The sequence below is a fragment of the Pseudomonas sp. SDI genome, assembly GCF_003105155.1.
Taxonomy (GTDB): domain Bacteria; phylum Pseudomonadota; class Gammaproteobacteria; order Pseudomonadales; family Pseudomonadaceae; genus Aquipseudomonas.
On the sequence record NZ_QETK01000023.1, the window covers coordinates 83,884 to 92,897 of the forward strand.

Annotated in this window: 9 protein-coding genes and 2 pseudogenes; 2 read left to right on the forward strand and 9 right to left on the reverse strand. The window is 63.7% G+C overall.

Annotated elements, in window-relative coordinates; all coding sequences use genetic code 11:
* Positions 1 to 2: 2 nt before the first annotated feature.
* The 5 genes from metW to DCO48_RS16245 all read right to left on the reverse strand — a co-directional run bounded on the left by metW (position 3) and on the right by DCO48_RS16245 (position 4,073).
* A complete protein-coding gene (gene metW, locus DCO48_RS16225; RefSeq protein WP_116551629.1) occupies positions 3 to 623 on the reverse strand; it encodes a methionine biosynthesis protein MetW in 621 nt (206 codons plus the stop codon).
* 7 nt (positions 624 to 630) lie between these two features.
* Entirely contained in the window at positions 631 to 1,770 is a 1,140-nt protein-coding gene (locus tag DCO48_RS16230) for a homoserine O-acetyltransferase (RefSeq protein ID WP_116551630.1), read from the reverse strand.
* 157 nt (positions 1,771 to 1,927) lie between these two features.
* A complete protein-coding gene (locus DCO48_RS16235) occupies positions 1,928 to 2,518 on the reverse strand; it encodes a YggT family protein (RefSeq protein WP_116551631.1) in 591 nt (196 codons plus the stop codon).
* A gap of 10 nt (positions 2,519 to 2,528) precedes the next feature.
* The gene (gene proC / locus DCO48_RS16240; RefSeq protein ID WP_116551632.1) at positions 2,529 to 3,347 is read right to left on the reverse strand and encodes a pyrroline-5-carboxylate reductase; all 819 of its coding nucleotides are present in this window, start codon (positions 3,345 to 3,347) and stop codon (positions 2,529 to 2,531) included.
* Positions 3,348 to 3,386: 39 nt separating this feature from the next.
* Entirely contained in the window at positions 3,387 to 4,073 is a 687-nt protein-coding gene (locus DCO48_RS16245; RefSeq protein ID WP_116551633.1) for a YggS family pyridoxal phosphate-dependent enzyme, read from the reverse strand.
* 67 nt (positions 4,074 to 4,140) lie between these two features.
* On the opposite strand from DCO48_RS16245, the gene DCO48_RS16250 reads away from it, so the two are divergent.
* Positions 4,141 to 5,175 carry a type IV pilus twitching motility protein PilT gene (locus DCO48_RS16250; protein ID WP_116551634.1) on the forward strand — a complete coding sequence of 345 codons (1,035 nt, stop codon included), beginning with the start codon at positions 4,141 to 4,143 and terminating at the stop codon, positions 5,173 to 5,175.
* Here the strand turns inward: DCO48_RS16250 and DCO48_RS16255 are convergent.
* Positions 5,172 to 5,603: pseudogene (locus DCO48_RS16255) on the reverse strand (C40 family peptidase); the annotation flags it as partial. The gene DCO48_RS16250 and the pseudogene DCO48_RS16255 sit on opposite strands and share 4 nt — an antisense overlap.
* A 98-nt stretch (positions 5,604 to 5,701) precedes the next feature.
* Positions 5,702 to 5,819 (reverse strand): annotated as a pseudogene (locus DCO48_RS23295) (peptidase P60); the annotation flags it as partial.
* Between the two features lie 156 nt (positions 5,820 to 5,975).
* On the opposite strand from DCO48_RS23295, the gene DCO48_RS16260 reads away from it, so the two are divergent.
* Positions 5,976 to 6,398, forward strand: a complete 423-nt coding sequence (locus DCO48_RS16260) for a TM2 domain-containing protein (protein ID WP_116551636.1) — start codon at positions 5,976 to 5,978, stop codon at positions 6,396 to 6,398.
* A gap of 78 nt (positions 6,399 to 6,476) precedes the next feature.
* Here the strand turns inward: DCO48_RS16260 and DCO48_RS16265 are convergent, their stop codons facing one another.
* Together DCO48_RS16265 and argS are read right to left on the reverse strand one after the other, a co-directional pair.
* Positions 6,477 to 7,169 carry an SPOR domain-containing protein gene (locus DCO48_RS16265; protein ID WP_116551637.1) on the reverse strand — a complete coding sequence of 231 codons (693 nt, stop codon included), beginning with the start codon at positions 7,167 to 7,169 and terminating at the stop codon, positions 6,477 to 6,479.
* Between the two features lies 1 nt (position 7,170).
* A complete protein-coding gene (gene argS / locus DCO48_RS16270; RefSeq protein WP_116551638.1) occupies positions 7,171 to 8,907 on the reverse strand; it encodes an arginine--tRNA ligase in 1,737 nt (578 codons plus the stop codon).
* Positions 8,908 to 9,014 lie beyond the last annotated feature (107 nt).

Consider the following 9,014-nt stretch of genomic DNA (forward strand, 5'->3'; position numbering starts at 1 on the left):
GGTTACACGGCGACCTGGTGGTCCTGCAGGCCGGGGCTGTTGACGCGATAAATGCCGATTTCACCCAGAAGATTAGGCCATAGCCTGCTCGCCCACCCGTGGCGGTGCAAGTGGTCGACCGCCAGACGGTCGAGCACCTGGGCGCGGCGTTCGCTGCACAGCGCCTCGAAGTCTTCGAAGGTGCAGAAGTGGATGTTCGGCGTGTTGTACCAGGTATACGGCATGAAGTCGGAAACCGGCATGCGACCCTTGGTCGCGAGGTACCAGCGGCACCGCCAGTGGCCGAAGTTGGGGAAGGTGATGATGCACTGGCGGCCCACGCGCAGCATTTCGTCGAGGATCCGGTCAGGGTATTCCACGGCCTGCAGGGCCTGGGTCATGACCACCACGTCGAAACTGTTGCTGGCGAAGTTGCCCAGGCCCTTGTCGAGGTCCTGCTCGATGACGTTGACGCCCTTGGCCACGCACTGGGCAATGTTGTCGGCGTCGATTTCCAGGCCGTAGCCGGTCACCTGCTTGGTGTCGCGCAGGGAGGCGAGCAACTCGCCGTTACCGCAACCGAGGTCGAGTACCCGGCTGCCGGCGGGGATCCAGTCTTGGATGATTTCCAGGTCGGCTCTCATGGGGTCCTCAGCAGACGATGCGGTTCATGTAGTTCGTGAAACCCTGTATGTAACGCGGGGTTGGGATCAGGAAGGCATCGTGGCCATAGGGCGAATCGATATCCAGGTAGCAGACGTTCTTGCGCGCGGCGATCAGCGCATCGACGATCTCCCGCGAGCGCGCCGGCGAGAAGCGCCAGTCGGTGGTGAACGACATCACGCAGTAGTCGGCGCTGACGTGGGCCAGGGTCGCGGCCAGGTCGCCACCGTGGGCGGCTGCCGGGTCGAAGTAGTCCAGCGCCTTGGTCATCAGCAGGTAGGTGTTGGCGTCGAAGCGCCCGGAGAACTCCTCTCCCTGGTAACGCAGGTAGCTTTCGACCTGGAACTCGACGCTGTGGAAATCGTAGTTGAGCTTGTCGCTCTTGAGCTCGCGGCCGAATTTCTCGCCCATCGAGTCGTCGGACAGGTAAGTGATATGGCCGACCATGCGCGCCAGCATCAGGCCGCGCTTGGGGATCACGCCCTGGTCCTGGAACGAACCGCCGTGGAATTCCGGGTCGGTGAGGATGGCTTGGCGGGCCACCTCGTTGAATGCGATGTTCTGTGCCGAGAGCTTGGGCGCCGAGGCGATGTCCAGGCAGTGACGCACGCGGTCCGGGTAGGTGATGGTCCATTGCAGGGCCTGCATGCCGCCCAGGCTGCCGCCAACGATGGCGGCCCACTGGCCGATGCCGAGGCGATCGGCCAGGCGGGCCTGGCTGTGCACCCAGTCTTCCACGGTGAGCACCGGGAAGTCGGCGCCGTAGGGCTTGCCGGTGGCCGGGTTGAGGCTGCTCGGGCCGGTGCTGCCGTTGCAGCCGCCGAGGTTGTTCAGGCTGACCACGAAGAAGCGATTGGTGTCGATCGGCTTGCCGGGGCCGATGCAACTGTCCCACCAACCGGGCTTGCGATCGTCGACGCTGTGGTAGCCGGCGGCATGGTGATGCCCGGACAGCGCGTGGCAGATCAGCACGGCGTTGCTCGCACTGCTGTTGAGCGTGCCGTAGGTTTCGTAGACAAGTTGGTAGGCGTTCAGCGAACGGCCGCAGGCGAGCGCCAGGGGTTCATCGAACTGTGCCAGTTGCGGTGTTACCAGACCGACCGAATCTTCGGGAAAGACAGTGGACATCGACCCTGCTCACGCTTAAATGAGGCGTAAGTCTAAAGACCACGGGAGTGGGCGGCAAGAAAAGCATCGCGGGACGAGCCCGCTCCCACAGGAGATTGCCGATGCCTCTGTGGGAGCGGGCTCGTCCCGCGATAGGGTTGCCAAGCAACCCCCTCGATCAGACCAGCAAGCGCAGGATTTCCGGCATCGCGGTCATGGCGGCCAGGTTGTTGATCACCAGCATGTCGATCAGCTTCAGCGCCATGAATGCCAGGATCGGCGAGATGTCCAGCCCGCCGAGGTTCGGCAGGATGCGGCGGAACGGCGCCAGGAACGGATCGCAGATCTGGTTGATCAGCTCGGCCCCCGGGTTGTGGCTGCCCGGCGCGACCCAGGAGAGGATCACGCTGATGATCAGCGCGTAGAAGAAGATTTTCAGGAACAGCGCGGTTACCCCGATCAGCGACCAGATCAGCAGTTGCAGCGGGTTGCCGGTGGTGCCATAGGCCAGCAGCAGGGTCAGCCCCATCAGCAGCAGTTGCACGATGATCGCCAGTAGCAGCGAAGACATGTCCAGGCCGAACAGGCTTGGCACGATCCGGCGCATCGGCTTGAGCAGCGGCTGGGTAGCCTTGACCGCGAACTGGCTGAGCGGGTTGTAGAAGTCGGCGCGCACCAGCTGCAGGATGAAGCGCAGCATGATGATCAGCAGGTAAAGGCTGCCAATGGTTTGCAGGATGTAGATGGCAGCGGTGTTCAGTCCGATCATGTTCGGCTCCTTAGTTGCCCAGTTGTTCGGCCATCTCGGCCGAGCGGTGCGCCGCAGCGCCCAGCGCTTTTTCCACCAGCGCTTCGAAACCATCGGCCTGGAACGACTTGATCGCCGCTTCCGTGGTGCCGGCCGGCGAGGTCACCCGGCGGCGCAGTTCGGCTGCGTCGACATCGCTGCTGACGGCCATGTGCGCCGCGCCGAGGGCGGTTTGCAGGGTCAGTTTGGCTGCGGTTTCACGCGGCAGGCCGAGTTTTTCGCCGGCTGCGGTCATGGCTTCGATCAGCAGGAAGAAGTACGCCGGGCCGCTGCCGGAAACGGCAGTGACAGCGTCCAGTTGCTGTTCTTCGTCCAGCCACAGGGCAATGCCCACGGCCGACAGCAGTTGCTCGGCCTGCGTGCGCTGGGCGGCGCTGACCTGGGCGGTGGCGTACAGGCCGCTGACGCCCTGGCGCAGCAGCGCCGGGGTGTTGGGCATGCAGCGCACGATCGGCTGGGCACCGAGCCAGGCGTTCATGCTCTGGCAGGTGATCCCGGCGGCAATCGACACGATCAGTTGCTCGGGCTTGAGGCTTGGCTTGAGTGCTTCGCACACGGCTTTCATGGCCTGCGGCTTGACGGCCAGCACCACCACGTCGGCGCCTTCGATTGCGTCGGCGTTGTGTTCGAACATAGCGATGCCGTGTTCGGCGTGGATCTTCGCGCGTTGCTCGGCACCCGGGTCGCTGGCGCGGATCTGCGCGGCTTCCAGGCCCTGGGCACGCAGGCCGCCGATCAGGCTGGCGGCCATGTTGCCGGCGCCGATAAAGGCAATACGAGTCTTGCTCATGTCAGGTCCTTGGTTGAAGAAGGTGAAAAGGGCATGGGGTCATGGCTGACCATAGTCGCGGGCACCAAACAGCGCGGTGCCGATGCGTACCCAGGTCGCGCCCTGGGCGATGGCGCTTTCCAGGTCGTGGCTCATGCCCATGGACAAGGTGTCGAGGTCCAGGCCCAGGCTCGCTTGCAGTTCGCGCACCCGGGCGAAGGCCGCATCCTGGGCGGCGCGCACCTCGGTCGGCTCGGGAATCGCCATCAGCCCGCGCAGTTTCAGGCCGGGCAGGGCGGCTACCGCAGCGGCCAGCGCCGGTAGCGCTTCGGGGGTGCAGCCGGACTTGCTCGCCTCGCCACTGACGTTGACCTGCAGGCACAGGTTCAGCGGCGGCAGGTTGGCCGGGCGTTGTTCGGACAGGCGTTGTGCGATTTTCAGGCGGTCCACCGAATGTACCCAGTCGAAATGCTCGGCGATGGCGCGAGTCTTGTTCGACTGAATGGGGCCGATGAAGTGCCAGGTCAAGGGCAGGTCGGCCAACTCCAGCTGCTTGGCCAGGGCTTCCTGCAAGTAGTTCTCGCCCACGTCGCGGACGCCGGCGGCATACGCCTCACGTACGGCAGCGGCCGGTTTGGTCTTGCTTACAGCCAGTAGCTGGATGCTTGCCGGATCGCGCCCGGCGGCCTGAGCGGCGCTGCCGATGCGCTGGAATAGCGCGGAAAGGTTGTCTGCTATGGTGGACATTGATCGCTGCCAGCGGGTCTTCGGGTCTGCGGCATTCTACCTGCTTGGCGGGGTTTGGGGAGTCTCTATGGATATGACCGGGCTGATGGCCCTGGCGCTCAGGGAGAGCGCTTCCGATCTGCACCTGGCGGCTGGCTGCACGCCGCTGATCCGCCGTGATGGCCAGATGCAACGCCTGGAGCTGGCGCCGCTCCAGGCGGCGCAGTTGCGCGAAATGCTCGGTCAGATCATGAGCGAGCGCCAACAAAAGGATTTCGAAACGCTACAGGATCTGGATTTTTCCCTCGCCGTACCCGGCCTGGGGCGCTTTCGGGTCAATGCGTTCGAGCAGTTGCACGGGCCGGCAGCGATCCTGCGGCTGATTCCCGAGCGGGTCGCGAGCCTCGCCGAGCTGGGGCTGGGCGAGGTGTTCCAGCGGCTTGCCGAGTTGCCGGCCGGGCTGGTGCTGGTAACCGGGCCGACCGGCTCGGGCAAGTCGACCACCCTGGCGGCGTTGATCGATCAGCTGAACCGTCAGCGCGCACTGCACATTCTTACCCTGGAAGACCCGATCGAATTTATCCACAGCCCGCTGCGCAGCCAGATCAGCCAGCGCGAGATCGGCCGGCACAGCCGCAGCTTTGCCGACGCCTTGCGCGCGGCGCTGCGCCAGGACCCGGATGTGATCATGCTCGGCGAGCTGCGCGATCCGCAGACCATTCGCCTGGCGCTGACCGCTGCCGAAACCGGGCACCTGGTGTTGGCCACGCTGCACACGGCATCGGCGGCGAAAACCGTGGATCGCATCGTCGATGTGTTTGCCGCCGAGGAAAAGCCGCTGGTGCGCAGCCTGCTGGCCGAGTCGCTGCAGGCGGTGGTGTCGCAGGTGCTGCTGGGCAAGCCGGGCGGAGGGCGAGTGGCGGCGCACGAGATTCTGCTGAGCACGCCGGCCGTGCGCAACCTGATCCGCGAAGGCAAGGTTGCGCAGCTGTACTCGGCGATGCAGACGGGGGCGGCGCAGGGTATGCAAAGCCTGGACAGTGGCCTGCAGGGCTTGCTGATGCGCGGTTTGATCGGGCGGGACTGCGCACGGGCGAACGCACGTTCACCCGAGGCGTTTTAGCGCTTGGCCAGGTTCAGCTGTTGCTGGTCCTTGGGCAGTACGCGCTTGGCGACCACGTAGTGGTTCTGCCAGTACGGCTTGTTCAGCGTGTCGATGCTGACCCGCTTGCCGCGGCGTGGTGCGTGGATGAACCGGTCGTTGCCCAGGTAGATGGCAACGTGGTTCACCCGGCGGCTCTTGATGTTGAAGAAGATCAGGTCGCCGGGTTTCAGGTCTTTCTGCTCGACTTTGACGCCTTGGCCGCTGGCCATTGCATTGGAGGTGCGGGGCAGGTCGACTTCATCGATATCGTTGAAGGCATACTTGACCAGGCCGCTGCAGTCGAAGCCCTTGCTCGGGCTGCTGCCGCCCCAACGGTAGGGGGTGCCCAGGACGTTGACGGCGCGGCTGAGCACATCACTGCTCTGCTTGGCGGGCATCAGGGCAACCTGTTGGCTCGGCTGATGGCCTTTGCGGTTGTGTTGAGCCCGGGTCGCCTGGGTGACCTTGCTGCTCGGGCGGGTGCTGTTGTTCGAGTGCACCGCTGTGGCATTGGCGGTGTAACCGGAAAAGCCGGTCGGTAAACGTTGCTCACGGTTGGTGGCGTGGGCGGCCAGGGGCAATAATAGGCAAATAGTCAGCCATGTCTTGAAAAAGGGACGCATAGGCAGGGCTCTTGTTGGTTAAGCGCGCAACTTTATAACAGCTTTTTGATCAATTTCTGATCCGTTGGTCGATTGCGCGCACACCATACGTCGGGTAGACGCAGAAAAGTCACAACTTTTCTTAGAAAATTTTTCACTAAGCTCGCGAGGCTATGAATGAACAGTTATCAGCAGGAAGGCGGTCGTCAGGACACGCACAGCAAGGTAGTGGGGTATCTGCTGTGGATTTTCGGCTTTACCGGGGCGCACCGGTTCTATTACGGCAAGCCGGTGACCGGGACGCTCTGGTTCTTCACCCTGGGCTTGCTGGGGATTGGCTGGTTGATCGACCTGTTCCTGATCCCGGCGATGGATCGCGAGGCGGATCTGCGCTTCCATGCCGGGCCAGTGGACTACAGCGTGGCGTGGATTCTGCTGACGTTCCTGGGGATTTTCGGCTTGCACCGGATGTACCAGGGCAAGTGGATCAGCGGGGTGATCTATCTGCTGACTGGTGGCTTGTTCCTGGTGGGCGTGCTGTATGACTTCTGGACACTGAACAGCCAGGTCTCGCTGACCAACGCGCAGCGGCGCTTCTGACACCCAGCTGATTGCCTCATCGCGGCCCACCCACTGTGGGAGCGGGCGGGTCCCGCGATGAGGCCCTGAAGCCTGTTGCTACTGGCGAATCTGCCGCTGTTGCAGCAGCAGATTGCTGAAGCCACTGCCAGCCAATTGCTTCTGCGCCACGGTCAGTTGATCGCGGTTGCTGAACGGACCGACCAGCACCCGGTACCAGGTCTCTTCCTTTACCGTTCCCGACTCCACCTGCACCGCCTGCCCGAGCAGGATGATCTGTGCGCGTACCTTGTCGGCATCGGCCTGCTTGCGGAACGAACCGGCCTGCAGGAAGAACTGCGTGGTCGCCGCCGGCTTGATCACCGCCGGTGGCGGTGGCGGGGTTTGTCCCAGCAGTGCTGCTTGCGCCCGCGCCGTGTCGATCTTCGCCGCTTCAGCCGGGGTTACCGGTGGTTGCGCCGGTACCGGCGGGGTTTTCTCCGGCACCGCCTCGGGCGGTACGATCACTTCCGACTCCGGCAGCAAGGTGTAGAAGTCGTACTTCGGCTTCACTGGCTGTTGCGGGCTCGGCGCCGTCTTGTTCGCCTCGGCGATCTTCTCGGCCTTCTGCTGTTGCTCGGGCTTCTCGCGCTTGACCTCGTCGCGGCCCGGCTCGAGTTTCATCAGGAACACGATGAACGCACCTACGCTCAGGCCGATGGCCAGCCACAGCCAGCCAGGGATCGGCTTCTTTTCAGGTGCCTGATAGCGACTTGCGCCGCGCTTGGGCGCAGGTTTTTTCTTGGCAGCCAACTTACATGCGCTCCAGCGTTTCCAGACCCAGCAGTTCCAGGCCCTGTTTCAGGGTGCGCGCGGTCAGTGCAGCCAGGCGCAGACGGCTCTGCTGCTGCTCCGGCGTCTCGGCGGAGAGGATCGGGCAGTTTTCGTAGAAGCTCGAGAACAGCCCGGCCACGTCGTACAAGTAGCTGCACAGCACGTGTGGGGTGCCTTTCTCGGCTACGTTGTTCAGCACTTCGCCGAACTGCGCCAGGCGCGCGGCCAGGTCGTGTTCCTGCGCCGCCTCCAGCACGATATGGCCGTCGATTTCGCTGAAGTCCTTGCCCAGCTTGCGGAACACGCCTGCCACCCGGGTGTAGGCGTAGAGCAGGTAGGGCGCGGTGTTGCCTTCGAAGTTCAGCATCAGCTCGAAGTTGAAGCTGTAATCGCTGGTGCGGTGCTTGGACAGGTCGGCGTACTTGACCGCGTCGATACCGACCACCTGGCCGATGCTGCGCAGTTCTTCGTCGGGCAACTGCGGGTTCTTCTCTTTTACCAGGGTGTAGGCGCGTTCCTTGGCTTCGTTGAGCAGGTCGATCAGCTTCACCGTGCCGCCATCGCGGGTCTTGAACGGGCGGCCGTCGGCGCCGTTCATGGTGCCGAAGCCCATGTGCTCCATCTGCATCGGGTGGCCGACGAAGCCAGCGCGGCGAGCCACTTCGAACACCTGGTTGAAGTGCAGGGCCTGGCGCTGGTCGACGAAGTACAGCACACGGTCGGCTTTCAGCACGTTGCTGCGGTAGCGCACGGCGGCCAGGTCGGTGGTGGCGTACAGGTAACCGCCGTCGGCCTTCTGCACGATGACCGGCAGTGGCTCGCCATCGGCCGTCTTGAACTCTTCGAGGAACACGCATTGTGCACCCTGGCTCTCGACCAGCAGGCCCTTGGCTTTCAGGTCGGCGATGACGTTGGCCAGGTCGTCGTTGTAGGCGCTTTCGCCCATCACGTCGGCCATGGTCAGTTTGACGTTGAGCAGTTCATAGGTCTTCTGGCAGTGCGACAGCGAGATGTCCTTGAAGCGGGTCCACAGCTTCAGGCATTCCTCGTCGCCGGCTTGCAGCTTGACCACCAGGCCGCGGGCACGGTCGGCGAATGTTTCGGATTCGTCGAAGCGCTTCTTGGCGGCGCGGTAGAAGTTTTCCAGGTCCGACAGCTCGTCGCTGGTGATCGGGTTTTCCTGCAGGTAGGCCATCAGCATGCCGAACTGGGTGCCCCAGTCGCCGACGTGGTTCTGTCGGATGACGGTGTCGCCGAGGAACTCCAGCACCCGGGCGACGGCGTCGCCGATGATGGTCGAACGCAGGTGGCCGACGTGCATTTCCTTGGCCAGGTTAGGCGCGGACAGGTCGATGACCACTTTCTGCAGCGGGCCGGCCTTGTGCACGCCGAGCTTGGCGTCGGCCAGTGCGGCGTCCAGGCGCGAGGCCAGGGCCTGAGTGTTCTGGAAGAAGTTGAGGAAGCCTGGGCCGGCGATTTCGACCTTGCTGATCTGCGGGTCGGCCGGCAGGGCGGCGATCAATTTCTCGGCGAGGTCGCGTGGCTTCAGGCCGGCTGGCTTGGCCAGCATCATGGCGATGTTGCTGGCGAAGTCGCCGTTTTTCTTGTCGCGGGCGTTCTCCACCTGGATCGCCGGCGTCAGCCCTTCAGGCAGCACACCGTCGGTGACGAGTTGGGTGAGGGCTTGCTGGAGCAGCTGGCGAATGGTGTCTTTCATGGGCTTCTCTTTCGACCGCAAGCGCGGCGGCGCTTCGATGCGCAGGTGGAAAAACTGAACATTATCCGTTGCTGGGGCGAGGTTGCCAACCTTTGGGGGATTTGCGG

Excerpts from the sequence above, each read along its gene's own strand:
- metW (WP_116551629.1), bottom strand. The coding sequence starts at position 623 with ATGAGAGCCGACCTGGAAATCATCCAAGACTGGATCCCCGCCGGCAGC.
- DCO48_RS16230 (WP_116551630.1), bottom strand. The coding sequence starts at position 1,770 with ATGTCCACTGTCTTTCCCGAAGATTCGGTCGGTCTGGTAACACCGCAA.
- DCO48_RS16235 (WP_116551631.1), bottom strand. The coding sequence starts at position 2,518 with ATGATCGGACTGAACACCGCTGCCATCTACATCCTGCAAACCATTGGC.
- proC (WP_116551632.1), bottom strand. The coding sequence starts at position 3,347 with ATGAGCAAGACTCGTATTGCCTTTATCGGCGCCGGCAACATGGCCGCC.
- DCO48_RS16245 (WP_116551633.1), bottom strand. The coding sequence starts at position 4,073 with ATGTCCACCATAGCAGACAACCTTTCCGCGCTATTCCAGCGCATCGGC.
- DCO48_RS16250 (WP_116551634.1), top strand. The coding sequence starts at position 4,141 with ATGGATATGACCGGGCTGATGGCCCTGGCGCTCAGGGAGAGCGCTTCC.
- DCO48_RS16260 (WP_116551636.1), top strand. The coding sequence starts at position 5,976 with ATGAACAGTTATCAGCAGGAAGGCGGTCGTCAGGACACGCACAGCAAG.
- argS (WP_116551638.1), bottom strand. The coding sequence starts at position 8,907 with ATGAAAGACACCATTCGCCAGCTGCTCCAGCAAGCCCTCACCCAACTC.